We start from the raw sequence: 22,068 nt of genomic DNA, 5'->3' as shown, positions 1-22,068 counted from the left end.
GCCGAAAGGTTCGCCTTGGGCCCGATGGACGGGGGTGCCCTTGACTGAGGTTGGTACAAACCCGACGCCGCCCATGACCAAGAGCCTTGTAATAGTCGAATCTCCCGCGAAGGCCAAGACGATCGCGAACTTCCTTGGTCCCGGATATGACGTGGTGGCCAGCTATGGGCACGTCCGCGACCTGCCAGAAAGCGCCGACGACATTCCGGAGGAGTTCAAGAAGAAGAAGTGGGCCAAGCTCGGCGTGAACGTCGAGGGCGAGTATGAGCCGCTCTACGTGGTGCCCGGCGACAAGCGGAGGCGGGTCGACGAGCTGAAACGCTCGGCAAAGGGCATCGAACGGCTGCTGCTCGCGACAGACGAAGACCGGGAGGGCGAGAGCATCTCCTGGCACGTCCTCCAGATCCTCAAGCCGGCGAAGAAGGTGAAGGTCGAGCGGATCGTCTTCCACGAGATCACGCCTGAGGCCATCCGCGCCGCCCTCGATTCCCCGCGGTCCATCGACGAGGCGCTGGTCCGGGCCCAGGAAACGCGGCGCATCCTGGACCGGCTCTACGGCTATACGCTGAGCCCCTTGCTTTGGCGCAAGGTCGCGAAGGGCCTGAGCGCGGGCCGTGTGCAGAGCGTGGCCGTTCGGCTGATCGTGATGCGCGAGAGAGAGCGGCGCGACTTCGTGGTCGTGGACTATAGCGGCATCGAGGCCAAGCTGGGCGCCGCCGAAGGCGAGTTCTCGGCCCGGTTGGCCCGAATCGAAGGGGCGCCCGTCGCCGATGGGCAAAGCTTCTCGCCAAGAGGCGAACTGGTGGAGCGCAACGCGCGGTGGCTGCTGCAAGAGGAGGCCGAGACCCGCGTGTCCCGGCTGGAGAGGGCCGCGCCCTGGACCGTCACAAAGCTTGAGACGAACCCCGGCGTCGAGAACCCGCCCCCGCCCTTCATGACCTCGACCCTGCAGCAAGAGGCGAACCGCAAACTCGGCTTTGCCGCGCGCCGCACCATGCAGATCGCCCAGCAGCTCTATGAAGGGATCGACATCGGCGGCGAGCGCGTCGGCCTCATCACCTACATGCGCACGGACAGCTTGAGCCTGGCCGAACGCGCGGTCTCTGAAGCCCGCACCGTGATCGCCGACCTCTACGGCAAGGAATACGTCCCTGCCAAGCCCCGGCAGTACAAGAGTAAGGCGAAGAACGCGCAGGAAGCCCACGAGGCCATCCGTCCGACAGACCTGGGGCGACGCCCGCAGGACGTCCAACGCCACCTGGACGCCGACCAGTACAAGCTTTACGAACTGATCTGGAAGCGCACTCTGGCCTGCCAGATGAAGCAGGCCGAGGTCGAGCGGACCCGGGTCGAAGTCGAGGTGGAAGACGACGGGCAGACCCTGACCTTCGTTGCGAGCGGCAAGCGGATCGTCTTCCCCGGCTTCCTGCGTGTCTATGTCGAAGGCGCCGACGACCCGGAGGCCGAACTCGGCGACCGCGAGCGCATCCTCCCCGCCATGCGCCAGGGCGAGGCCCTGGCCGCCAAGGCCGTCACCGCGACGAGCCACCAGACCAAGCCGCCCGCGCGCTACACGGAAGCATCGCTCGTGCAGAAGCTCGAACAAGAAGGGGTCGGGCGACCGAGCACCTACGCAACGATCATCGGCACGGTCCAAGACCGGGGCTATGTCTTCCGTCGGGCAAAGGAACTTGTGCCGACCTGGACCGCTTTTGCAGTGACGAGCCTGCTCGAAGAAAACTTCCAGCAGCTTGTGGACACCAGCTTCACGGCGAACATGGAGGAGCAGTTGGACGAGATCGCCGACGGCAGGCGCAGCCCGGTCCAGCACCTCAGAAAGTTCTATGAAGGCGAGGGCGACGAGGCGGGCCTGGAGACTCAGGTCGAGTCAAAAGCGAAGGAGATCCCCTTCCCCGTCATGCCCCTCGGCGACGACATCGTCGTGCGGATCGGGCGCAACGGCCCGTTCCTGCAGCGCGGCGAAGGCGGCACCGGCAACACAGCCTCAATCCCCGAGGAGATGCCGCCCGCCGACCTCAGCCTGGACGAGGCGAAGCGGCTCATCGAGAACCAGGCTCAGGGTCCTGCCGCCATCGCCGTCGACCCTGGTTCCGGGCGCTGCGTCTTCTTCAAGAAGGGCCGCTTCGGCGCCTACCTGGAAGTCGACCAAAGCGAGGATGAAAGGGCGGGAGGAGCAACGCCAAGGCGCGTGACCCTGCCCCCCGGCATGGACGGCGGACAGCTTTCCGACGAGGACGTCGCCGAACTCCTCAAGTTTCCGAAGGAACTCGGAAACCATCCGGAGAGCGGCGAGCCCGTCGTCCTCGCCATCGGCCGCTATGGCGCTTATCTCTCGAGCGGGGAGAAGAGGGCAAACGTCGGCGATTGGCGCGAAGCGCGCAGCCTCGCCCTGGCCGAAGCGCTCGAACGGCTGAACGCGCCTCGCAAGGCCTGGGGATCGGGCGGAACGGCCGCGAAGAGCGAGCCGATTAAGTCGTTTGGAAAACTCGAAGGTTTCGAGGGTGAAGTCCGCGTCTTGCCAGGCCGGTACGGCCCCTACGTCACGGACGGAAAGACGAACGCCACGGTTCCAAAAGGCACGGATCCTGAAAAGTTAACTGTAGAACAAGCGATGGAGCTGTTGCGCGCGCGACAGGCTGCCGGGCCCACCAAGAAGAAGCGGTTCGTCCGGCGCAAGAAGTCTTAGTCCCGCGAGGCGTGCGTGAGTTCGCCCTGAGAGACGGAGACGGTGAGCTTTCGTGGCTTGCCGAGCACCATAACGTCATAGTCTGCGTAGTAATTCACCGAGAACCTCTCGCGCTTAGAATAGGTGTTGACCAGGCGGTATGTACCCGGTGGCTTTGATTCGTCTTCGCCGTAAGTCGGCCACGAAGGTTCGGCGACGCCCTTAACCGCTTCTGCCTTGATAAGGCTTGAGATATGTGCGGTCTCCAGGATCGGACTCTTCTCCTTTATGTCGTAGGGGGTCGTGAAGATCACGAGCGCCACGAGGAGGGCAAGGACGGCGAGGGTTCCAATTACGACGGACGCCAGCTCTCGGGGGTTGGCCGGGGGCGGATCGGGATAGGCCTCCGTCGTGGCCTGGGACTCGTTGGTCGGCTCCTCTGGCTCCATGCCGCTCGCTCCAGTATGATATCCGAACCATGGTCGGATGCCTTGTCGCATGGACCCTTCTCGCGACCCCGGGCAGCTATCGTCTCGAGGAGATCGAAGGCTGGGACGTGCGGTTTGACTTGGGGATCGCCCAAGCGTCACCTGAGACTTGGATGCGCGCTCGAAAGGAGTTGGCGACACAACTTTATCGAGTCTCGCGCGTCGTCCCAGAGCCACACCTTTCACGTCTGCGCGAAGTCATAGTTTGGGTGAACGACGGCAACAAGCACACCGCTTGCATGGCCTACCACCCCGGCGCCGACTGGCTGGTCCAGCACGGATTAAACCCAGAAATGGAGAAGGGCGTGGAGGTCGGCAATTTGCAGACTTTCATTGATTGGACGCAGCAACAGCCATGGATGGTTTTGCACGAGCTGGCTCACGCCTATCACGACCGTTTCCTCGACTCTGGGTTTGAGAACCCCCAAGTCTTGGTGGCTTATCAAAGTGCGGTCGCCGCAAAGAAGTACGAGAGCGTCCTCCATTGGGACGGCAAGAATGTCCGTCACTATGCGTTAACAAACCAGATGGAATACTTCGCCGAGGCTACCGAGGCGTTCTTCGGACAGAACGACTTTTACCCCTTTACGAAGCCGGAACTGGCTACCTTTGACCCCAAAGGTTACAGTTTGATGCAGTCCGTCTGGGCCCAGAAGTCTTAAGCCTTTAGCGCTTCGGCGCCGGCCACGATCTCCAAGATTTCCTTGGTGATACCGGCCTGCCGGGCCCGGTTGGCGCTCAGGGTCAGGTCCGCGATCATCTTGCCTGCGTTGTCGGTCGCGCTGGTCATCGCGGTCATGCGCGCGCCGTGCTCGCTTGCGCTCGCTTCGAGCATCGCTTGGTAGACCACAGTCAGCAAGTATTTCGGGAGGAGCAGGGCGAGGAGTTCAACCGGCTCAGGTTCAAACTTATATTCTTTCGAGGCTCCAGCCGCCGCCGCTTCGTTCTCTTCGGCCCGCGGCGGCTCGATTGGCAGGAGCTGCACAACCTGAGGCACTTGGCGGATCGGAGAATAGAACTTTGAGTAGCAAATGTGGATGGCGTCGACCGATCCGTCCTCGAACAGCTTGCGCAGCTTATCGGTGACAAGAACGGCGTCTTCGAGCCGGGCGCCGGCGGTAGGGACCGTAATCGTCTCGACAATCGAATAGCCCCGTTTTCCGAAGAACTGCGACCCTTTCTTACCCACCGCCATCACTCCGACTTCGCCTTCGACCGACCGCAGAAAGTCAGCCGCCCTTCGGATCAAGAGCGTGTTATAGGATCCGGCAAGTCCACGGTCGCCCGTAACAAGCAAGAGCAATGTCTTTTTAACCGGCCGCCGTTCAAGCAGGGGGTGCGGCGGAAGCTCGCCCGCCGCACCGATGCTGCCCATGAACTCCCTCATCTTCTCCGCGTAAGGCCGGGCTTCCTCAACCCGCATTTTCGCGCGGTTGAGCCGCGCCGCGGCCACGAGTTTCATGGCGCGTGTTATCTGCCGGATGTTCTTCGACGTCCGGATTCTTTGGCGGATTTGCTTGAGGGTTGCCATTTCTGTTAGCGGTTAAGCGGCCAGAAGACGCGTTACTTTCTGAACGCGGCGAGCGCTTCTTGGAACGCGGTCTTAAGCTTTTCCTCGATTTCGGGGCTCATAGCCTTTGTCGCGTTCAGCGTTTCGACCACGTCCGGGTACTTCTCGTGGACGTGGGCGAGAAGGCTGCGCTCGAACGCAGGGACCTGCGAGTTCTCGACTTCGTCAAGGATGCCGCTCGTGCCCGCATAGACCACGACGACCTGGTCCGTGACGTTGTACGGAGCCGCAAGACCCTGCTTCAGGAGCTCGGTCAGGCGTTGGCCGCGAAGCAGCTGCATCTGGGTCGCCCGGTCAAGGTCGCTCGCGAACTGGGCGAACGCCTGGACCTCGCGGAACTGCGCCATCTCGAGCTTGAGGCGGCCCGCGACCGATTTCATCGCCTTGATCTGGGCGTTGCCGCCGACGCGGGAGACCGAGATGCCGACGTTGATCGCAGGGCGGACGCCCGCGAAGAAGAGGTCGGGCTCAAGGTAGATCTGCCCGTCGGTGATCGAGATGACGTTGGTCGGAATGTAGGCGGAGACGTCGCCGGACTGCGTCTCGATGATGGGAAGTGCGGTGAGCGATCCCCCCCCACGGTCATCGGACATCTTCGCCGCGCGCTCGAGCAGGCGGCTGTGCAGGTAGAAGACGTCGCCGGGATAAGCCTCGCGTCCCGGAGGCCGGCGAAGCAAGAGCGACATCGCGCGATAGGCGACGGCGTGCTTGGAAAGGTCATCGTAGACGATGAGCGCGTGCATCGCGTTGTCGCGGAAGTACTCGCCCATCGAGGCCCCCGCGAACGGCGCGAGGTACTGCATGGCGTTCGAGTCCGAGGAGCTGGCGACCACGACGGTCGTGTATTCGAGGGCGCCGTTCGCGCGCAGCGTTTCGACAACGCGCGCGACGTTGGCCATCTTCTGGCCGATCGCGACATAGATGCAGTAGACGGGGCTTCCGCCCGGCTCGTGGGTGGACTTCTGGTTGAGGATCGTGTCGACCGCGACCGAGGTCTTGCCGGTCTGTCGGTCGCCGATGATCAGCTCGCGCTGGCCGCGGCCAATCGGGATCATCGCGTCGATGGCTTTGATGCCGGTCTGGAGCGGCTCGGTGACCGGCTGTCGGTCGACGACGCCGGGGGCGAGCGTCTCGATGAGCTTTTTCTCGGTGGCGGCAATGGGGCCCGCCTCGTCTAGCGGCTGCCCGAGCGCGTTGACGACGCGGCCGAGCAGGGCCTTACCGACGGGGACCTCGATGATTCGGCCCGTCTCGCGGACGGGGTCGCCTTCCTTGATCTTGGTGTAGTCGCCGATCAAGACCGCGCCGATCGAGTCTTCCTCGAGGTTCAAGGCGAGGCCGATGACGCCGCCTGGGAACTCGAGCATTTCGCCGACCTGGCAGTCCGGGAGGCCGTAAACGCGCGCGACGCCGTCCGCGATCTGCAGCACGGTGCCGACGTGTTCGACTTCGGCCTTGCGCTCAAACTGCTGCAGTTCTTGTTCAAGGATGGATGTGATCTCTTCCGGTCTGATTGCCATGGTCGTTGGTGGTTAGGGTCAGTTTTGCTTGAGAACGTCGTAGATGAGTCTTTCGCGCATCCGGTCGAGGGCGCCCTTCACAGAGCCTTCGAGCACGTAGCTGGCGTAGGCGACTCGGATGCCGCCGATCAAACTGGGGTCGATTTCGAACTCGGCCTCGATCGTTTTGCCGCTTGCGCGGGTGAGCCGGTCCACGATGCGCCTCCGCTCCTCTTCCGAGAGGTCGCGGGTGGTGGTGACGACTGCGCGGACGACGCCTTCGTCCTCGCGGCGCAGTTCGACGAACGCGTACCGGACCAGGTCGAGGCTGTCCTCGCGCCCTTTTTCCAGGACGAGCCGCAGGAAGCCCATGGTCGTCGCCGTGACCCGGTCGCTGAAGGCCTTCTCAAAGAGGGAGAGCTTCGTGGCTTGGGGCGCGGAGGGGTCGTTCAGGAACCGCCGGAAGCCCGGCGTGTTGGAAGTGACGGTCCCGATCAGGGCCAGGTCGTCCTCGACGCTCTTCACGATGCCTTGCTTTTTCGCGGCGTTGAAGAGAGCCCTTGCATAGCGGCGGGCGACCCTGGCGTCCGTCACGCTGAGGGCACCTCGACGGTGTCCAAGAACTCGTTGACGAGCCGTCGGTTGCGCTCGTCGTCCATGTTCTCGCGGAGGATGCGCTCGGCCGCCATCAGCGAGAGGTCGGCCACTTGGATGCGGATGCCGGCGAGGGCGCGGTCGCGCTCGGCGGCGATCTCTTCCTGAGCCCGCTTGACCATTTCGTCCGCGCGCTGGGTGGCTTCCGCCATCAGCGTCTTGCGGAGTTCCTGGGCCTCGCGGATCTGGCCCTGGATCTGTTCGCGGGCCTTCGCCTCGGTGTCGGCGAGCCGGCGCTCGTAGTCGGACTTCATGTCCGTCATCTGCGTGCGCAGCGCTTCGGCCTCCGCGAAGGTGGATTCCAGTTCGTTGTTCCGCTGTTCGAGGATGTCTCCCAGCGGCTTTAAATAGAACATGTCGACCACCGGGAAAAGGAGGAAGAGCACGCCGATCATGCTGACCATGACCGCGTAGTCAAACTCGAACTGGCCGCCGATCATGATGGCGTTGGCGCCCTGTTGGTGCAGGAACCAGCCGACCGCCAAGAACACGACGCCGACCACGAAGAACGTGGTTGCCGGCACCTTGCCCGTCTTGTTATTCCCAGTGCTTTCTGAGCTCACTTCTCTTGATGGTTTCGCCACAGCGGGCGGGGTCGTCGCCGGGAGGCCCGTCAGGCGCTCCCGGCTAAATCGGCGCGTCCGCCCGGCCTTACTTGATAAGGCAGAGGACGAACATGAGCAGGAAGATCAGCTCGGGGAAGACGAGCGCGATGATCATCGACGTGCGGATGTCACCGGCTTTCTCCGGCTGCCGTGCGATGGCCGCGAGGCCCTGGCCGGCGAGCAGCCCTTGTCCGATACCGATTCCGAGAGCGGCAAGGCCTGCGCCAATGCCGAATCCAAAGGCTGGTGCGAGCGGGGCTCCTGCCTGGGCGATGAGGTTCTCCATTTCCTTAGTTTCTCCTTCGAGTGTGGTCTGCGAGTTGAAAAGCGGTTGAGGTCAGTGCGCCCCCGCAAGGACGGGGGAGTCGTGGTCGTCGTGTTCGTCGTGGCCCTCGTGGTGGGTGACCAGGTTCAAGTAGACCGAAGTCAGCATAACCCAAATGAAGGCTTGCAAGATGGCCGAAAGTAGCTTGATCGGCAGAAGCAGCCCGCCGAGCGGGATGCCCGCGAGCTGGCCGGTCAAGAGGTCGTTGATGTTTTTGACGACCAAGTGGCCCCCTTCAATGTTCGCGAAGAGGCGCAGGGTGAGGGAGCCGATCTTCGCCGTCTCCGAGACGAGCTCGACGACGAAGAGCAGGACCGATATGAAAATTGGGATTCCGGCGGGGCCGGCGAAGTGCTTCAAGTGGCCGGCAAGGCCGTTCCTCTGGATGCCTGCGTACTGGACGTAGATGACCGTGATAAGCGCCATCGCCGCGTTGATGGCGAGGTTGCCGGTCGCGGCGCGGTCCATGAAGAGCCCGAGGATGTTCGACGTGAAGATAAAGAACCACAGCGTGGCGAGAAAGGGCAGGTACTGCCGCCCGTGCGGGCCGATGATCGAAACGCACATCCGGTCGAGGAAGAGGTAGATGTGCTCGCCGAGCTTCGCGGGCAGCGTCTTGGCGCCGCGGGTCGAAAGACCCTGCTTCATCAGCATGAAGAAGCCGACCATTACGGCGATCGTAATACCGACGTAAATGAAGATATAGAAACCCGCTGCGTGGTGGTCGCTGTGTCCCCCCTCGGCGGCATGCTCCGCTTCCGCGAGCAGGCTTGGCAAGAGGCCCGGCAGTAAGTCTCTCATACTTGGGTCGCGTCGGTCTTCTCAAGTCGCTTGACCGACTTCCCGACGGTCAAAAAGTATACAACTGCCGCGCCGACCAAGAAAGGGCCCCAGCCCCACGGCCCGGGTCTTGTGGCGAGCCAAACGGCCCCGCAGAGCAGCGGCAGCTTCAGAACGAAGAGCACGATCATCATAGTACGGCCGAGGCCGGGGGGCGTCCCCTCGCCTGAGACGAGCCGCACATAGGCGCGCGTTCCCGCCACGCTCACCCACGCCGTCACCAATCCCAGTGCGAAACAGCCGATTGCGATGAGCCAGTTCATTTCTTCGAGTTCCTCTGATCCGCGCGCAGCGCCATGATGATCGCGCCCGTCACGCCCGCGACCCCGCCGATCAATGCGCCCAGCGCCTGGCCCAACGGCGGGTTCTTGGTGCCCATATCGATGAGGAGGCCGATCACCCAGCCCCCGATCGTGCCGCCGACGACGTTATAGGCCACGGCCAAGGCGACTCCCGCGTCCCGGTAGGATTCGTCGCTCATCTTTCCGCCGCCGACAGAGGGCAAGGGGCTCTCCTTCTGCGCGCGTACCCGGCGGGCCCGGTCTTCGATGTCGCGAAGCTGGAGTTCGATGTCCTCGTCGTGCGGCGCGGCCAGCCGCGCTTCCTGACGCGCCCGGGCGATGGCCGCGTCGATGTCCTTCAACCGGAGTTCCTCTGCCGCCAGCCGAGCCTCTTCCTCAGAGCGCTCGTCGTCCATCCGCCTATTCTGACCCAGGCTTTCGCAGCGGAGTCTCCAAAGACGCATCGTGAAGCGGTTGGGCCTCCTTACGCACCTCGACCGCGCCGTGGCCGCCGCCCTCCAGCACGGGGTTGAAGAAGCCGCTGAGGGCGATGATCCCGAGCAGCGAGACCGCGATGAAGACGAACTGGGAAAGCTTGGCGGTGGCCTTTTGAGAGGCGTCGCTCACCGTGATGCCCCACCGGATGCAGAAGTTCCAGATGCCATAGGCGAAGTGGTAACTGCTCGCCACGATCCCGATAACGTAGACCGCCATGCCCGCATAGGGGACTGGCCCCCAAGGCTCGGTGAGGATCCTCGCCCAGTTTTCGTAAGTGATCGTCTGCTCCGCGCCCTTGATCTGCCCCATCACCGAGGTCATCGTCATGTGGTACGCAAGGAAGAAGAACGCCACGATGCCGGAGACGCGCTGGAGCCAGTAGTAACGGTTCTCGCGGAACTTGTACACCGAGGTCGCGTACTGGTTCATCTCGCCGTTGCTGACGATGAAAAGCCCATAGACCGCGTGGAAGATGAGCGGGATCCAGATGAGCGCCTTCAGTCCGTAGAGCACATGCTTGGGCATTCCCTCGAAGAAGCCGATGACCCCGTTGAACCGCTCCGGCCCGGCCAGGCTGAACGTGTTCAGCGTCAGGTGCTGCAACAGGTAAAAGCCCGTAGGGATGATCCCGCTCAACGAGTGCAACTTGTGCAGCGTGTAGTTCTCGCGCATGCGCCTCCTGATTCTACTCATGGAGGCTCCCCAGAATTGCGCCACCCCTCCCCGGAGCGCGGACGTCCTCGTCCGCGCTCCGTCGTTCATGCGGCGGGCCACCTTTGGCCGGTGAGGCGTTCGAAGGCCGACACATACCTCTCGCGCGTGGCTTTGACGACGGCCTCGGGGAGCCGCGGACCGGGCGGCTTTTTGTCCCAGCCGCTCGCCTCCAGCCAGTCGCGCAAAGGCTGTTTGTCGAAACTCGGTTGCGGTCCGCCGGGCTTCCAAGCGGAGGCTTCCCAGTAGCGCGAAGAGTCGGGCGTAAGGGCCTCGTCGATCCAGACGAGCCCGTCTGAGGCGAGGCCGAACTCGAACTTGGTGTCGGCCAGGATCAGCCCTACGGTCGCAGCGTGCTCCGAGGCGGCCCGGAAGAGTTCGAGCGACCACTCGCGTGCCTGCCGCGCGACGTCCGCGCCCAGTTCCGATTCCATGCGGGCGTACGAGACGTTCTCGTCGTGCCCTTCTTGGGCCTTGGTCGCGGGCGAGAAGATGGGCTCCGGCAACCGCGACCCATCGAGCAAGCCGGATGGGAGGTCGAGTCCGTGCACGCGACCGCCGTCGCGCATATAGTCTTTATAGAGCGAGCCTGCGAGGTAGCCGCGGACGACGCATTCGAAGGTGAGCGGGCGCGTCTTCCGCACGAGGGCGGAGCGGCCTTCGAGCTCCGGCGTCCAGCCGGGGACGCGCGCAACGATCTCCTCGTCCTGGGTGGAGAGCAAATGGTTCGGGCCGGTGGCGGCCAACTTCTCGAACCAGAAGTTGGAGATCTGGTTGAGGAGGCGGCCTTTGTCCGGCACGCCGTTCTCCATCACCACGTCGAATGCGGAGACTCGGTCGGTCGCGACGAAAAGGAGGGCGTCGCCCAGGTCGAACACGTCGCGGACTTTGCCCCGGTGGACGAGGGGGAGTCCCACCCCCTCGGCCGAAAGAAGCGCCATGCCGGGATTATGGCGAGGTCTTGGCGAACGGATAAGCGGCGCGGCTGCGCTCGACGAGCTCTTCGTAGGCGCGGATCTGGCCGCCGATCTCGTCGGGGTTTCGGCCCGCATAAGCGAGCGCGGCCCGCAGTTCGACCTCGTTCAAGGCCGGGAACTGGTCGCGCATCGCCGAGACCGTACCGGCGCGCCGAAACTCGCGCACGATCTCCCAGACCGTCACTTGTTTGTCTTCAATCTTTGCCACACCGTGAACGTCGTGGACGATGTGCCCGAGTTGGTTCTCTCCGACCGAGAGCCTGAAGCTCTCAAGCCGCATTCCGACGGAGACGGGATCCGTGTCGAGTAGCCGGGCGGCGTCGACTTCCGAGGTCTGGCCGCTTTCGACCGACATCAGAACGAGTTCGCCATAGAGGTCCGGCAAGGACTCCTTGATCTTTGTGAGGAGCACTTCCAACTTGTCCGGCTCGTTTCGGGCAAGCCGCTCTAGCTGGGAAAGCGCCCAGTGGTTTGAAATGGTCTTCATGCGTTCCGTTTCTCGATATCTTTGCGAGCCCTGACTCGCATACCGGAACGCCGTTGTCCCTGCAGCGGGCTTCATGGTACCCGCACTATTCGACGGAGGCTGCCTGTGATTTGATCCAGTTCTCTTGGCGAGAATCCAAGAAATTCAGGGATTCCAGGAAGGAGAACATCTCCTCCACGTATCTTCGGGGCTCGTGGAAGCGGCCCTCAGAGTGGCCGCTTTGCTCGAACCAGACCGTGCGGACGTCGTCGCCGCACGCCCGCAGGAGGCGGTCCGCGGAGCTCGGCGGCAAGAGCGGGTCCCTGCGGCCGATGAGGCAGAGGATCGGGATGTCCGGGATTTGTTCCAGGAGCATGACCGTGTCCACCGCCTTTGGGTCCACCCCGGTTAAGAGGCGGCCGAACCAGGCGACCGGACCCAGGAAGCGGCTCCACCGCCCCCGGTCGAGGTAGTTCCACCAGCCGCGCGTCGCCACGTCCAGGCGTTCGTAGGGCGAATCCAGGATCAACGCCGAGGCCAGGCTCGGGTCAGTGGCACAGGCGCGGACGGCTGCCGCCGCCCCCATGCTAGCCCCGCAGAGCACGATGGGGAGCCCGGGGCTCACCTCCCGGATATGGGCCACGACGGCGGCGACGTCCCGTCTTTCCTCGACCCCCAGGAAGGTGGTCCCGCCCTCGCTCCAGCCATGGGCCCGGAAGTCGAAGAAGGTGCAGGAGGCGCCGCGGCTCGTGAAGAGCGACGTGAAGGGGACGAACTCGCACCGGTTCATCATGTAGCCGTGGCAAAAGACCACGGCGCACCGGGGGCTGGGGGCTGGCGACCACCACCCCTTTATGGTGAGCCCGTCGTCCGTCTGGACCCGGAAGACGTGCTGTTCCTCGCCCATCATGCCCGGCGCCGTGAAGACGGGGATGCGGAACGGATGGACGCTGAACCACGCGACGGCGGCCACCACAAGGAGGTATATGCCAAGAATACTGGCGAGGAAGATTAGGAAAGGGGTCAAGAACAAAGTGTTGCTCCCGACTTTCTAGGATAGAATACGCGCTCCCAGACCATGTTCGCCCTTAACTTTTACTCTGAGTTCTACGACGAGCTTCTGATGAACAGTCGGAAGACGGCCACGATCCGCCTGGGCGACAAGTCGGACAAGTACAAGACGGGCATGGTCGTTTGGGTCACGGTGGGCCCCCGGTTCGGACGCCGCCAGAAGCTGTTCTGCGCTATTTTGGACCGTGTCGAGGTGAAACCGATCACTGAGCTCAGCCCGAGGGACATCGAGCGGGAGAACCCGGAGCTCCGGAGCCAGGACGACGTGATCGGCCTTCTGACCCGCATCTACACAGACTTCGTGACCCCGGCCCATTTGGTTACGGTGATTTACTTCTCCAGGGTCGACGAATAGGCCGAAACACCCCGCCCTGCCTTCCGTAGAAAGCGGCAAGCCATGTGGATCGCCGATACAGCCCGTTGCCGCGAGATCGATCGTCGAGCGACCGAAGAGTTCGGCATCCCGGCCATGGTGCTGATGGAGAGGGCCGGTTTGGCCGTCTTCGAGACCCTTCGCCAGATGCTCCCGGAAGGGGGCCGGATCATCGTCCTCTGCGGCCCCGGCAACAACGGCGGGGACGGTTTCGTGGTCGCCCGGCTTGCTCACGAGCACGGCTACGGCGTCACCTGCCTGGTCACCTCGGACGAAGCGTCCCTTCGCGAGGAGTGCCGGCAGCAGATGCTCCAGGCCCGAGGGCTGGGCCTGCGGCCCGTCTTCGCGGGCGACCCCCGCTGGGAGCGCAAGCTCGAGTGCCTCGGCAGTTTTGACCTCATCGTCGACGCGATCCTGGGGATAGGCGCCCACGGCCCGCTTCTCGGCAACGTTGCCGAAGCCGTCCGCGCGGTGAACCGTTCGGGGGTGCCTGTCCTCGCCATCGACGTCCCGAGCGGGATCGAGACGGACACGGGCGCGGAGCTCGGCGACAGCGTCTGGGCGCTCCGGACGGTGACATTCGGGCTTCCCAAGCCTTACTTGTTCCAAGCCATGGGGCTGGAGCACTCCGGCTATTGGACGGTGGCGGACATCGGCTTCCCGCGCCAAGTCGCGAACGAGCCGACGGGCACGCGCATGGTCTGCCAAGACTGGGTGGCCAGCCTCGTCCCCGAGCGCCTACGGTCCAGCCACAAGGGCATGAACGGCCACGTGCTGATCGTTGCGGGGAGCCGTGGAATGCGCGGGGCGGCGGCGCTGGCAGCAAAGGCTGCCTACCGGTCGGGGGCCGGCGTGGTGACGGTCGCCTCGGTCGAACCCGTCCTCGAGACCGTGATGGCCCACTGCCCGGAGTGCGTGCTGATGCCGCTCCCGGAGACGGACGGCGTGATCGACCCCGCCGCGTTCAAGCGGGTCATTGAAAACCAGCACCACTTTGACGCCGCCCTCTTCGGCCCCGGGATGAGCCAAACGCAGCCCGTCAAGGACTTTCTGGCCAAAGTCTGGTGCCGCTGGGAGGTGCCGAGCTGTATCGACGCCGACGCCCTCAACGCGATCGCCTCTGGGCTGACCCTGCCGCCTTGCGAGTGCGTCCTGACCCCGCACCCGGGCGAAATGGGCCGCCTGCTCGGAAAGTCCGCCGATCAGATCCAGGCCGACCGCCTCGGCTGCGTCGCGGAAGCGGCCCAACGGCTGGGCAAGACGGTGCTCCTCAAGGGCGCGCACAGCCTGGCCACCGGGCCGGGCCAAGACCTCCTCGTGAACCAGACTGGCAACCCCGGCATGGCTTCCGCAGGGATGGGTGACGTTCTGGGCGGGGTGGTCACGACCCTCCTCGGCCAGGACGCCGGGGCCCTTGAGGCGGCCGCAGCCGGGATGTTTTGGCACGGCCTGGCGGGCGACCTCGCCGCGATGGAACTGGGTGCGGTCGGCTACACCGCGCGAGACGTGATCTCGCGCCTTCCCGCCGCCCGGGCTAAACTCACGCTAACGTGCAAAGAAGACCGGTCTGCCTGCTCGTCCTCCTGCTCGTAGCCGCCGCATCGCTCGGACAGTCCAAGTTTGTGCGCCTGGAGTTTCCGGGCGAGGGAGACCGCGTGGCCTGGCTCGGCTCGCTCGAGGAGCCCGGCAAGGTCGACGGCCCGGTTAGCGCAAGCGGCACTTCGCTAGAGCTGCCCGTCGGTGACAAGCCCGGCAAGCTCGCGATCTTCGTCCACGACCGTAAGACTGGAAACGTCGCCGTCCGCGCCTTGGCGAAGGTCCAGGAAGGCCGGTGGCGGGTGCTGCCCGAAGACGACGCCCGCGTCTTTCGAAGCGCCTTCTTGCTGACCCACGGGGGCGAGCCTGTCTCGACGGCGGTGGTCGAGGTCGTCGCCGGGGACGAAAAGCGGACTGCCCTGGTCACTCCAAGCGACAAGGGAATTGCCGAGTTCCTAAACCTTCCCGAGGGGAGTTTCACCGTGGCCGTGAAGTTCAAATCGGGCGGCGACGAAAAGCAGACCCCGGCCCAAACGTTCGTGGCTAAGCTGGGGGCAGGCGTCACGGAGCCCCGAAAGATCGAAATCGCCGACCCCGTGGAGACCGTGCCCGCAGAAAAGCCGGACGCAGCGACCGGTCGAAAAGAGGGGGCGCCAGAACGAAGCGGCGGTGCGGCCGCGTCAGAAAGCGGAGCGGCACCGCCAAAGCCGACAGAACCCTTGAACCCCCTCGCCTCAATTATCAACCTTGTTATAGGTCTTGCCGTCGTGGGCGGGGTCGGCTATGGAATTTTCTGGTTCGTCAAGAACAACCCCGCCAAGGTCCAAGACGCCCTGAAGCAGGTCGGGCTTGGAGACCAGGGCCAGCAAGCCCAAGCCGGAGGGGACCCTGCCCCCGTGCCGCAGGCCCCGCAACCGATCCAACCGATCGTGCTCGGGGACGGCCCCCCCGGTCCCGTCCCCGCCCCGGCCAGCGTTCCCGCCGTCGGCGCTGTCTCGAACCCGAGGCTCGTGCGCGCGGACGGTTCGATCTACCTACTGCCGGAAGGCACCGCCGTGGTCAGCCGCGAGGAGGGCGCGGAGATCGTGCTGGCAGGCGAGTCCACCGTCTCACGACGGCACGCCCAGATCACGCGGACCGGGGACAGCCTCACCATCGCCGACCTGGGCAGTACGAACGGCACTTTCGTGAACGGCGTGCGGCTGGAAGGAAGCGCTGCGCTGAACCCCGGGGACTCCGTCCAGTTCGGGTCGGTGGCCCTGCGCTACGAGGCATAGATGGGGAGCGTCGTTGTTCGCGCCTTCGCATGCGCCCTCGCAGGCACGCTCGCCTGGATCATTTGCGAACCCTTCTTCCCTCGCGTCTTCTCCGGGTTTGGCGCGATGCAGGTCGACGCGCGCTGGGCAGCGGTCGAACAGATCCTCTTCCTCTTGCTGGGAGCCCTGGTCGGCGGTACCTCGGGGGTGCTCCACGGGGCGGCACGGGGCGGAAGGCGCAACATTCTGGTCTCGGGCGCGCTCGGGCTCGTCTTCGGCGCGGTCGGGGGCGGGCTCGGGAAGATCATCGGCGGGGCGGTCTTCGCCGCGGTCGTGATGGGCACGGGCGGGCCCGGACCGATCGCGCGGGTCGCCGCTTTCGTGCCGATGGCGCTGGCAATCGGCGCGGCGGTGGGGGCGTCGCAGATGTCAGTCCGCTCGCTGTTCTCCGGAGCCATCGGCGGCGCGATCGCCGGGTTCATCACGGGAATGGTCTTCGACCCCCTGGCCGCAGCGCTCGCCTCGGTGACGATGCTTGGGAACATGGGCTCCGTTGCCGCGGGGCAGCAGGTCGAGACCGGGGCACCGGGCCGGGCCGCGATGGCCTTCGGCCTCGGCCTCTTCATCGGACTCTTCACGGCCCTAGTAGACCGGGTGACGCGACGCGCCTGGTTGCGTCTTGTCGTCGGCCGGAACGAGGGCCGCGAGTGGCCGATCGACGCGGGCCAGACGCTGATCGGCAGGGACGAGCGCGCCCACGTTCCCCTTTTCGGCGACGCGCAAATCCCTGCCCTGGCCGCCGTGATCCAGCGCCAGGGGCAGACATACATGCTCGTAGACCCCAACAGCCCCATCGGGGTAGGGCACAACGGCATCCGCGTCCCACAGGCGCTGCTGCGCCATGGGGACACGATCCAGGTCGGTTCCCTGAACCTTCAGTTCCTCATGCGCGCGGGCTCGGCGCAGGCCGCCGCTGAGGGCCGCGCAAAGGCGCACGCGATCTCCCACGGGCAGTTCGCGGCCGGTCCCGCCCCGGCGCAGCCGGCACCTTGGTCGGCGCCGCAACAACAGCCCCATCAGGCTTCGCCCTCACCCACGGCCCACATGCCCCAGCCCGGCGTGGCGACGGTGGCCCCGGCCGCCTTCTCCTTGGTGGCCGTGAGCGGGCCTCTGACCGGGCAGCGGGTCCCGGTGGCCGGTTCCCTCGAAATCGGCCGGGAGGCGGCGGGGCTCGCGCTCGGGTTCGACTCCCAAGCGTCCCGCCGTCACGCGACCGTGACCCCGACCCAAGCCGGACTCATCGTCACTGACCTTGGCAGCACGAACGGCACGTTCGTGAACGGGCAGCGGGTGACTTCGGCCCAAGCCCGGCCGGGAGACACGATCTTGATCGGCTCTACCCAGTTTCGGGTCGAATAGACCCATGGCCCAGAATCGCACGTCAAGAACGAGAAGAGCCGAGAATACGTCTACAGGGTTACGCTTTTCACTATGAGCCAGGTGCCGCCCGATCCTAACAAGACACAGATGACGGGGTTCGACCCCAACAAGACCGTGCTGGGCGGTGGGCCGGACCCGAACCGGACAGTCGCGATCAGTGCCCCGCCCGCTTCGGGAGACCCGAACCGGACGACCGCCTGGACGCCCCCTTCGACCGAGCTGAACGTGGTCGCCACCCCAAGCCGAAAGGCCGCCATGGCCAACGGCCCGGCGCGTGAGCAGTTCTTGGTGGAGATCACGGCGCCCGGCGACGCCGCCCTGCCTGGCATGGTCTCCGGTGGCCAGCGCACGCCGGTGAACCTGTGCCTTGTCGTGGACCGGAGCGGCAGCATGGAGGGCCCTCCGCTGGAATACGCCAAGCAAGCCTGTAACTACGTCGTCGACCTCCTGGGACCGAACGACGTCCTCTCGATCGTCGTCTTCGACGAGATCGTGGAAGTCTTGATGGCCCCGCAGCGGGTGACGAACCGGCAAGCGGTGAAGGACGGCATCGCGCAGTTGCGCCCCGGCTATACGACGAACATCAGCGACGCTCTCACCCTCGCCAGCCAACAGCTCGCCCAATTTGGCGGCGAGACGGGGCGGGCGACGCGCCTCGTGATGCTCACCGACGGCGAGCCGACGGCCGGGATCAAGGACTTCTCGTCGCTGGTCCAACTCGCCGGGGACATGAAGGGCCGCGGTGTCACCTCGACGTTCCTGGGTTTCGGCGCAGAGTACAACGAGGAGTTGCTCGCCTCGATGGCGAAGCGGTCTGGGGGCAACTACTACTACATTCCGCAGCCGCAGCTGATCCCCGAGATCTTCCGCACGGAACTGGAGAAGCTGATGACCACCGCCGTCACTGGGCTGAAGCTTTCCCTGAAGCTGGCGAGGTGGGTGAACCTGCGGGCGGCCACGGGCATGTCGGTCGTCCCGGACCAGCGCGAGTTCACCGTGGAGATGGCAGACCTGGAGCGGGGGGCGACCCTGCAGCAAGTCTTCGACTTCGAGTTCCCGAACCACCCGCTCGGCCATTACCGGGTCGCGGGCGGAAAGCTGACGTATGCGGACGGAGGCGGGCAGAAGTCCGTGGACGTCGACCTCGTCATGGAGTTCACGGCAGATGCGGCCCGCTATTCGGCGCCCGTCGACCCGCGCGTCTCCTCGGCGTTTGAGGTCTCCGCGGCCGGGCGCGCGGTCGAGCGGACGATCATGGGGTTGAAGACGCAGGCGATCACCAGTGCGGTGGCCGTGGCCGACCTCCAGAAGACCCAAGCGCTGCTTCTCTCCCAAGGCCGCGTCCAGGAAGCCCAAGAAGTGACGATCGCCATGCAGGCGATCCAACGGGGCGATACCGGGGGGGCAGAAAAGACGTTGATGGGCACGATGGTGAACCTCGACCAGGGCAAGACCCGGGGGTAGCGCTTTCGGGTCGGGCGTCCCCAGGAGGAGCGGCGCGAATCCGCTACTCTTGACCCATGAAGCTGTTTTATAAGCCCGAGGGCCGGTTGCGCCTGACCAAGGACGACCGGAGCTACCTAGAGGTCAAGCCCGCTTGGGCCTCGCCGATCTCGCATCCAGGGAAGTACTTGGCCCTGCTCGACGGAAAAGGGAGAGAGATCGCCATGGTCGAAGACCTGGACACGCTCGATCCCGAGAACCGCGCGATCATCGACGAGGAGCTGCACCGGCGCTACCTCACTGCGCGAGTGAACGCGGTCAAGAGCGTGAAGACCGAGTTCGGGGTCACCTATTGGACGGTCGTGACCGACCGCGGCGAGCGGGAGTTGGTCACCCAGAGCCTCCAAGAGAACGCGAACTGGCTCACTTCGACCACGCTGCTGCTCCTCGACGTCGACGGGAACCGCTACGAGCTGGACACCACCAAGATGGACGAGGCAAGCCGCGGCCTGATCGAGAAAACGGTCTGACGCCGTTTAAATTGCCACCCTAAAAATTCGCGCAAACCAGCATTATTGCTGGGCACTTTTGCGCATGTCTTGGCGCATACTAGACATCGTCTGGTGAAGGCGTGACATCCGCTATGGGATTGTTCACGTTGAGAGGTTCGCAGAACGAGATGGAGTTGTCGTCCGGCCCACGAAGCTAGGTGGGCACGCAACACGGTTCTTCTACGCAAACCGAGCTAGGCTGAGAGATAGCGAGACAGCAAGCGCAAGCCTGATAAAGGCACTTACACGACTTTCCGAGAGCAGAAACCTTCTGAATCGAGTTCGGCGGCGCACCCTGCGCCGCCCTTTTTTTCGGCAGACTTCGGGAATCAGGTATATATACCTGTCACGTGTTAAGGAATACGTGTTATATTGGAAGGGTCTCGTACGTAATAAGACGAGTGCCGAGGTAAATCTCGGTTTTTGAGAGGATACTCATGAAAGGCTTACGCGCGGCTTTCGCCGCTTCCGCTCTCGTTGGTTTTACGCTGGCCAACGCTCAGATCGTCGCTTTTAACAACTTCGGCCCTGGCGACACCTACAACAACGGCAACGGCTACACGATCTCCGAAGGGCCGCCGATCAACAACGACTTCAACCAGGGCGACCAGTTCACCGCTGCCGCCGGCGGCCCGGTCGACACGATCACGATCGCCCTCGGCTACGTGACGGGCACCAACGGCGCCACCATCACTTTGCACACCGACAACAACTCTGAGCCTGGCGCGGTCATCGGCTCCTGGCACATCACGAACATGGGGAACTTCGGTAACCCGGGCATCGCCACGACGATCAACGTCGGCGGCGCCGTGAACATCGTCGCCGGCCAGAACTACTGGCTCATGGCGAGCAGCGACCCGAACTCCTGGCTCGCTTGGAACCTCAACAGCACCGGCGACGTCGGACTCCACGCGTTCCAGACCAACGGTGGTCCCTACGCTATTTCGCAGGCCACCCGCGGCGCCTTCCGCGTGAACGTCGTGCCCGAGCCGGCCACTATGGTCGCTCTTGGTGCCGGCATCGCCGCGATCGCCGCTCGACGCCGACGAAAGTAAGCTAGAGCTTCTCTCCGTTCCGTGGACACCCCGGCTCTCGCGCCGGGGTGTCCTAGTATCTGAGGCTCGCCTCTTCGATCTGCTCCAGGTGGTAGAGGTCGTGGCCCAAGAGCATGTTGGCCATGTCGTCCACCGTCATCAGCCCCTTCTCCGGATGCAGCGCGGCAGCGGCGAAGGATTCGATCGGGGCTTTCCGCAGGAATTCGGCGGTCTCCGACCGGGCTTTGGCGAACGCGGCCAAAGAGGCTTCGGGATCGGACTCGGCGTAGCGATGGTCGATGGCCCACTGGCCCTCGTCCCAAACCTTCAGGACACTGCCGGGAAGGCGCACAGCCTGCTGCATCCGGGCCAGGAAAACGGGCTCCCAGTCAGCCAGGTGGGCAAGGATCTCGCGGGGGGTGAAGCGCCCCGGCCCTGTCGGCTCGTCCCAACTCTCAGTCGGCAAACGCCGGCACGAGTAGGCCATGAGCTTCGGGCCGAATTCAAGGACATTCGTGAGATAGGGGTGCAAGACCCTATTTTAGCGGTCTTTATCGAATGTCTGGAGCCTTTGACGAGAATCGAACTCGTGACCTTCCCCTTACCAAGGGGATGCTCTACCGCTGAGCTACAAAGGCCCGTGATTTAGGAGTTTACCGCGCATCAAAACCCGCGGGCGCTGAGGCCTCTGGGTAGCACAAACTTCGTGCCATTCCCAGCCGATCCCAAGGATCCGCGACATCGCCCGCGACTTTAACCGGCGCAGAAACGCGCGGCGAAGCTTGCGGCTCCTGAGAGGAAACCTGGTGGGGGCGGCAGGATTCGAACCTGCGTAGGCATTCGCCGACAGATTTACAGTCTGTTCCCATTGGCCACTCGGGCACACCCCCAGACTGAGAGTCCCGCATGATACCTTTTCGGCAGAGTCCCGATTGGCACCGAGGCCAAGAAAAGCGGAAGGCGGCCCCGGTGTGGGACCGCCTGGAGGAGGGGATGGTGAAAGTCTTTAGGTCAGGGGACGGTCCCTGGTCGTCATCGGCTCGGGACGCTCCATGATCGGGTCCTCCATGATCGGGTCCGAGACGACCGCCATACCACCGCCCGCCGTCATCGGCGCAGACGTCCGCGTGGCGTGGTACTTGTTCGCCAGGTTCCAGAGCTCGTCCATCTGAAGGTGCTCCGGATCGGGTGTGACGCCCACGATCACGTGGTTCGCGCGATAGTCCTGGTCGAAGTTCTCGCTCACCTCGCCTTCGACTCCCTGGTCACGAAGGAAGCCCGTGACGCCGCCGGCAATCGCGCCCGCGCCGGTCGTACCGGCCGCACCGGCGACCGCAGTCGCAAGCGCGCCGCCGCCCAGGACAAGGCCGACGCCCGGAATCGTCAGGGCGGCAAGTCCGGCTAGGACGCCGATCCCAAGGCCGATTCCCGCGCCCTGCATGGCGCCGCTGGCCGCGTCTTGGGCCGTTGTCGTGGTGATGCCTTGCTCACCGGTCTTTTCGATCTCGCCCATAGTCTTGTCGCCGCGGCGGATCACGCCTTCTTGCGCGATGACGCTGACGTCCGAATCCTTGGCGCCGCGATCAAGGACGGCACCAACGAACCTCTCCGCATTGTCCGGATTGTTGAAAGAAAAGTAGAGTGTGTTCATTCGTTCTGTGTCTCCTAACGGCTCAAGGCTAGTGGCTCTCGCTCCGTACTGTTAGTTGAACGGACGGCCCTGTAGGAACCCCGTAAGAAACGAGCCCTGTGCACGTAAGAATC

The 22,068-nt window shown here is 64.3% G+C and carries 24 protein-coding genes and 2 tRNA genes; 9 read left to right on the top strand and 17 right to left on the bottom strand.

Features of this window, described 5'->3' with window-relative positions; translation table 11 throughout:
* Positions 1-73: 73 nt before the first annotated feature.
* Positions 74-2,707, top strand: coding sequence for a type I DNA topoisomerase (gene topA / locus KF733_05490; GenBank protein QYK56934.1), 2,634 nt, complete (start codon positions 74-76; stop codon positions 2,705-2,707).
* Here the strand turns inward: topA and KF733_05485 are convergent.
* Positions 2,704-3,135: a hypothetical protein gene (locus KF733_05485; GenBank protein ID QYK56933.1), complete on the bottom strand. Its 432-nt coding sequence runs from the start codon at positions 3,133-3,135 to the stop codon at positions 2,704-2,706. The two genes, topA and KF733_05485, sit on opposite strands and share 4 nt — an antisense overlap.
* A 29-nt stretch (positions 3,136-3,164) precedes the next feature.
* Here KF733_05485 and KF733_05480 point away from each other — a divergent pair, with 29 nt between their 5' ends.
* Positions 3,165-3,836 (top strand): hypothetical protein, encoded by a 672-nt coding sequence (locus KF733_05480; protein QYK56932.1) that lies wholly within the window; start codon positions 3,165-3,167, stop codon positions 3,834-3,836.
* Here the strand turns inward: KF733_05480 and atpG are convergent.
* The 12 genes from atpG to KF733_05420 form a co-directional block, all read right to left on the bottom strand.
* On the bottom strand, positions 3,833-4,705 hold the full coding sequence (gene atpG, locus KF733_05475; GenBank protein ID QYK56931.1) for an ATP synthase F1 subunit gamma: 873 nt from the start codon (positions 4,703-4,705) through the stop codon (positions 3,833-3,835). The two genes, KF733_05480 and atpG, sit on opposite strands and share 4 nt — an antisense overlap.
* 32 nt (positions 4,706-4,737) lie before the next feature.
* Positions 4,738-6,264: a F0F1 ATP synthase subunit alpha gene (gene atpA, locus KF733_05470; protein ID QYK56930.1), complete on the bottom strand. Its 1,527-nt coding sequence runs from the start codon at positions 6,262-6,264 to the stop codon at positions 4,738-4,740.
* Between the two features lie 18 nt (positions 6,265-6,282).
* Entirely contained in the window at positions 6,283-6,837 is a 555-nt protein-coding gene (gene atpH / locus KF733_05465; GenBank protein QYK56929.1) for an ATP synthase F1 subunit delta, read from the bottom strand.
* The gene (atpF, locus tag KF733_05460; GenBank protein QYK56928.1) at positions 6,834-7,421 is read right to left on the bottom strand and encodes a F0F1 ATP synthase subunit B; all 588 of its coding nucleotides are present in this window, start codon (positions 7,419-7,421) and stop codon (positions 6,834-6,836) included. Before atpF ends, atpH begins: the two co-directional genes overlap by 4 nt.
* Before the next feature lie 127 nt (positions 7,422-7,548).
* Entirely contained in the window at positions 7,549-7,788 is a 240-nt protein-coding gene (locus KF733_05455) for an ATP synthase F0 subunit C (protein ID QYK56927.1), read from the bottom strand.
* Between the two features lie 51 nt (positions 7,789-7,839).
* A complete protein-coding gene (locus KF733_05450) occupies positions 7,840-8,628 on the bottom strand; it encodes a F0F1 ATP synthase subunit A (GenBank protein ID QYK56926.1) in 789 nt (262 codons plus the stop codon).
* On the bottom strand, positions 8,625-8,930 hold the full coding sequence (locus KF733_05445; GenBank protein QYK56925.1) for a hypothetical protein: 306 nt from the start codon (positions 8,928-8,930) through the stop codon (positions 8,625-8,627). The genes KF733_05450 and KF733_05445 overlap by 4 nt, the downstream gene beginning before the upstream one ends.
* On the bottom strand, positions 8,927-9,364 hold the full coding sequence (locus tag KF733_05440) for an AtpZ/AtpI family protein (GenBank protein ID QYK56924.1): 438 nt from the start codon (positions 9,362-9,364) through the stop codon (positions 8,927-8,929). The genes KF733_05445 and KF733_05440 overlap by 4 nt, the downstream gene beginning before the upstream one ends.
* A gap of 4 nt (positions 9,365-9,368) precedes the next feature.
* Positions 9,369-10,118 carry a hypothetical protein gene (locus tag KF733_05435; protein QYK56923.1) on the bottom strand — a complete coding sequence of 250 codons (750 nt, stop codon included), beginning with the start codon at positions 10,116-10,118 and terminating at the stop codon, positions 9,369-9,371.
* Between the two features lie 86 nt (positions 10,119-10,204).
* Positions 10,205-11,098, bottom strand: a complete 894-nt coding sequence (locus tag KF733_05430; GenBank protein QYK56922.1) for a phosphoribosylaminoimidazolesuccinocarboxamide synthase — start codon at positions 11,096-11,098, stop codon at positions 10,205-10,207.
* Between the two features lie 7 nt (positions 11,099-11,105).
* The gene (locus tag KF733_05425; protein ID QYK56921.1) at positions 11,106-11,621 is read right to left on the bottom strand and encodes a DUF433 domain-containing protein; all 516 of its coding nucleotides are present in this window, start codon (positions 11,619-11,621) and stop codon (positions 11,106-11,108) included.
* 85 nt (positions 11,622-11,706) lie between these two features.
* A complete protein-coding gene (locus KF733_05420; GenBank protein ID QYK56920.1) occupies positions 11,707-12,573 on the bottom strand; it encodes an alpha/beta fold hydrolase in 867 nt (288 codons plus the stop codon).
* 105 nt (positions 12,574-12,678) lie between these two features.
* Between KF733_05420 and KF733_05415 the strand changes: the two genes are divergently transcribed.
* From KF733_05415 to KF733_05385, 7 genes are all read left to right on the top strand, one after another.
* Positions 12,679-13,026: a hypothetical protein gene (locus KF733_05415; GenBank protein ID QYK56919.1), complete on the top strand. Its 348-nt coding sequence runs from the start codon at positions 12,679-12,681 to the stop codon at positions 13,024-13,026.
* Positions 13,027-13,068: 42 nt separating this feature from the next.
* Complete coding sequence (locus tag KF733_05410) at positions 13,069-14,637, top strand: NAD(P)H-hydrate dehydratase (protein ID QYK56918.1); 1,569 nt, start codon at positions 13,069-13,071, stop codon at positions 14,635-14,637.
* Positions 14,595-15,857 (top strand): FHA domain-containing protein, encoded by a 1,263-nt coding sequence (locus KF733_05405; protein ID QYK56917.1) that lies wholly within the window; start codon positions 14,595-14,597, stop codon positions 15,855-15,857. The genes KF733_05410 and KF733_05405 overlap by 43 nt, the downstream gene beginning before the upstream one ends.
* Positions 15,858-17,255, top strand: a complete 1,398-nt coding sequence (locus KF733_05400; protein ID QYK56916.1) for an FHA domain-containing protein — start codon at positions 15,858-15,860, stop codon at positions 17,253-17,255.
* A gap of 72 nt (positions 17,256-17,327) precedes the next feature.
* On the top strand, positions 17,328-18,740 hold the full coding sequence (locus KF733_05395) for a VWA domain-containing protein (protein QYK56915.1): 1,413 nt from the start codon (positions 17,328-17,330) through the stop codon (positions 18,738-18,740).
* 56 nt (positions 18,741-18,796) lie between these two features.
* Positions 18,797-19,249, top strand: coding sequence for a DUF1854 domain-containing protein (locus tag KF733_05390; GenBank protein ID QYK56914.1), 453 nt, complete (start codon positions 18,797-18,799; stop codon positions 19,247-19,249).
* Between the two features lie 458 nt (positions 19,250-19,707).
* A complete protein-coding gene (locus tag KF733_05385; protein QYK56913.1) occupies positions 19,708-20,325 on the top strand; it encodes a PEP-CTERM sorting domain-containing protein in 618 nt (205 codons plus the stop codon).
* A 52-nt stretch (positions 20,326-20,377) separates the two neighbouring features.
* On the opposite strand, the gene KF733_05380 is transcribed toward KF733_05385, so the two are convergent.
* The 4 genes from KF733_05380 to KF733_05365 form a co-directional block, all read right to left on the bottom strand.
* A complete protein-coding gene (locus KF733_05380) occupies positions 20,378-20,836 on the bottom strand; it encodes a DinB family protein (GenBank protein QYK56912.1) in 459 nt (152 codons plus the stop codon).
* A 31-nt stretch (positions 20,837-20,867) separates the two neighbouring features.
* Positions 20,868-20,942 (bottom strand) — tRNA-Thr (locus KF733_05375).
* Positions 20,943-21,108: 166 nt separating this feature from the next.
* Positions 21,109-21,194, bottom strand: a tRNA-Tyr gene (locus KF733_05370).
* Between the two features lie 116 nt (positions 21,195-21,310).
* Positions 21,311-21,955: a hypothetical protein gene (locus KF733_05365; GenBank protein QYK56911.1), complete on the bottom strand. Its 645-nt coding sequence runs from the start codon at positions 21,953-21,955 to the stop codon at positions 21,311-21,313.
* Positions 21,956-22,068 lie beyond the last annotated feature (113 nt).

This window comes from Fimbriimonadaceae bacterium, from assembly GCA_019454125.1.
GTDB lineage: Bacteria > Armatimonadota > Fimbriimonadia > Fimbriimonadales > Fimbriimonadaceae > JALHNM01.
This window is presented reverse-complemented; position numbering and strand designations above follow the sequence as displayed.

What these genes read in the sequence shown, in the direction of transcription:
- topA (QYK56934.1), top strand. Translation starts at nt 74, where the DNA reads ATGACCAAGAGCCTTGTAATAGTCGAATCTCCCGCGAAGGCCAAGACG.
- KF733_05485 (QYK56933.1), bottom strand. Translation starts at nt 3,135, where the DNA reads ATGGAGCCAGAGGAGCCGACCAACGAGTCCCAGGCCACGACGGAGGCC.
- KF733_05480 (QYK56932.1), top strand. Translation starts at nt 3,165, where the DNA reads ATGGTCGGATGCCTTGTCGCATGGACCCTTCTCGCGACCCCGGGCAGC.
- atpG (QYK56931.1), bottom strand. Translation starts at nt 4,705, where the DNA reads ATGGCAACCCTCAAGCAAATCCGCCAAAGAATCCGGACGTCGAAGAAC.
- atpA (QYK56930.1), bottom strand. Translation starts at nt 6,264, where the DNA reads ATGGCAATCAGACCGGAAGAGATCACATCCATCCTTGAACAAGAACTG.
- KF733_05455 (QYK56927.1), bottom strand. Translation starts at nt 7,788, where the DNA reads ATGGAGAACCTCATCGCCCAGGCAGGAGCCCCGCTCGCACCAGCCTTT.
- KF733_05450 (QYK56926.1), bottom strand. Translation starts at nt 8,628, where the DNA reads ATGAGAGACTTACTGCCGGGCCTCTTGCCAAGCCTGCTCGCGGAAGCG.
- KF733_05445 (QYK56925.1), bottom strand. Translation starts at nt 8,930, where the DNA reads ATGAACTGGCTCATCGCAATCGGCTGTTTCGCACTGGGATTGGTGACG.
- KF733_05440 (QYK56924.1), bottom strand. Translation starts at nt 9,364, where the DNA reads ATGGACGACGAGCGCTCTGAGGAAGAGGCTCGGCTGGCGGCAGAGGAA.
- KF733_05435 (QYK56923.1), bottom strand. Translation starts at nt 10,118, where the DNA reads ATGCGCGAGAACTACACGCTGCACAAGTTGCACTCGTTGAGCGGGATC.
- KF733_05430 (QYK56922.1), bottom strand. Translation starts at nt 11,098, where the DNA reads ATGGCGCTTCTTTCGGCCGAGGGGGTGGGACTCCCCCTCGTCCACCGG.
- KF733_05425 (QYK56921.1), bottom strand. Translation starts at nt 11,621, where the DNA reads ATGAAGACCATTTCAAACCACTGGGCGCTTTCCCAGCTAGAGCGGCTT.
- KF733_05415 (QYK56919.1), top strand. Translation starts at nt 12,679, where the DNA reads ATGTTCGCCCTTAACTTTTACTCTGAGTTCTACGACGAGCTTCTGATG.
- KF733_05410 (QYK56918.1), top strand. Translation starts at nt 13,069, where the DNA reads ATGTGGATCGCCGATACAGCCCGTTGCCGCGAGATCGATCGTCGAGCG.
- KF733_05400 (QYK56916.1), top strand. Translation starts at nt 15,858, where the DNA reads ATGGGGAGCGTCGTTGTTCGCGCCTTCGCATGCGCCCTCGCAGGCACG.
- KF733_05395 (QYK56915.1), top strand. Translation starts at nt 17,328, where the DNA reads ATGAGCCAGGTGCCGCCCGATCCTAACAAGACACAGATGACGGGGTTC.
- KF733_05390 (QYK56914.1), top strand. Translation starts at nt 18,797, where the DNA reads ATGAAGCTGTTTTATAAGCCCGAGGGCCGGTTGCGCCTGACCAAGGAC.
- KF733_05385 (QYK56913.1), top strand. Translation starts at nt 19,708, where the DNA reads ATGAAAGGCTTACGCGCGGCTTTCGCCGCTTCCGCTCTCGTTGGTTTT.
- KF733_05365 (QYK56911.1), bottom strand. Translation starts at nt 21,955, where the DNA reads ATGAACACACTCTACTTTTCTTTCAACAATCCGGACAATGCGGAGAGG.